The sequence below is a fragment of the Bartonella sp. MU70NMGDW genome, from assembly GCF_042194085.1.
GTDB classification, from domain to species: domain Bacteria; phylum Pseudomonadota; class Alphaproteobacteria; order Rhizobiales; family Rhizobiaceae; genus Bartonella; species Bartonella grahamii.
Genome location: NZ_JBHIMK010000386.1, coordinates 1 through 1082 on the forward strand (window position 1 = coordinate 1; position 1082 = coordinate 1082).

The 1082-nt window shown below is 43.3% G+C and carries 1 protein-coding gene; it reads right to left on the reverse strand.

What is annotated here, in order from left to right; all coding sequences use genetic code 11:
• The coding region (guaB, locus tag ACFIKE_RS12285; protein ID WP_375650001.1) for an IMP dehydrogenase at nucleotides 1-1082 on the reverse strand (1082 nt) is incomplete at both ends.

A 1082-nucleotide genomic window follows, 5' to 3' on the forward strand; every position in this document is an offset into this window, starting at 1 on the left:
GGACCTTTATAAGCCACCTGCCCCTCCACACCTTCAGGAACCAACTTAAGTTCATCACGAACATCATCTTGAAAATAACGATCTGCCGATCCTCGTGCCATAGCACCAACAGATCCCATGCCGCGATAAGCTTTAAAGGATCGTCCTTGATATAGATAAACTTCACCAGGGCTTTCTTCTGTACCAGCTAAAAGAGAGCCAATCATAGCAGCACAAGCCCCACCTGCTAAGGCTTTAGCAAAATCACCCGAAGCTTTTATCCCCCCATCAGCAATAACGGGAATACCTACCTTATCAGCAATTTCTGCCGCACTCATAATGGCTGCAAGCTGAGGAACACCAACGCCTGCAACAATTCGCGTTGTGCAAATAGAACCAGGACCAATACCAACTTTTATAGCATCCGCACCACTGTCAATCAAAGCCTGTGTTGCTTGCGGAGTCGCGACATTACCAGCAATAATGGCTGGAGAAAACGTCATTTTTTTAATACGCTCAACTGTGTCTAATACACGCTGAGAATGTCCATGTGCAGTATCAATCACTAGAATATCAACGCCTGCATCAATTAATCGTTCAGCCCGCTCAAACCCATCGTTCCCCACACTACTTGCAGCTGCAACACGCAAGCGACCTTGCGAATCTTTGGCAGCGTTTGGATTTAATTTTGCTTTTTCAATATCTTTAACTGTTATCAGTCCGACACAACGATTTTGTTCATCCACAACTAATAATTTTTCAATACGATGATGGTGTAAAAGATACTTCGCTTCATTGAGTTGAACATTTTCACGCACTGTGATTAAATTTTCATGCGTCATTAATTCATAAATTTTTTGTTTGGGATCCGATGCAAAACGCACGTCCCTATTTGTCAAAATGCCAACAAGCCGTCCAGCAGTTTCGCCTTTAGCTCCATTTTCAACAACCGGAATACCGGAAATACCATGAGAGCGCATCAAAGATTTTGCTTCTTCAAGTGTTGCATCTGGGCCAATAGTGACTGGATTAACAACCATACCAGATTCAAACTTTTTTACTTGGCGGACTTCTTCTGCCTGTTCTGCAGGAGACATATTACG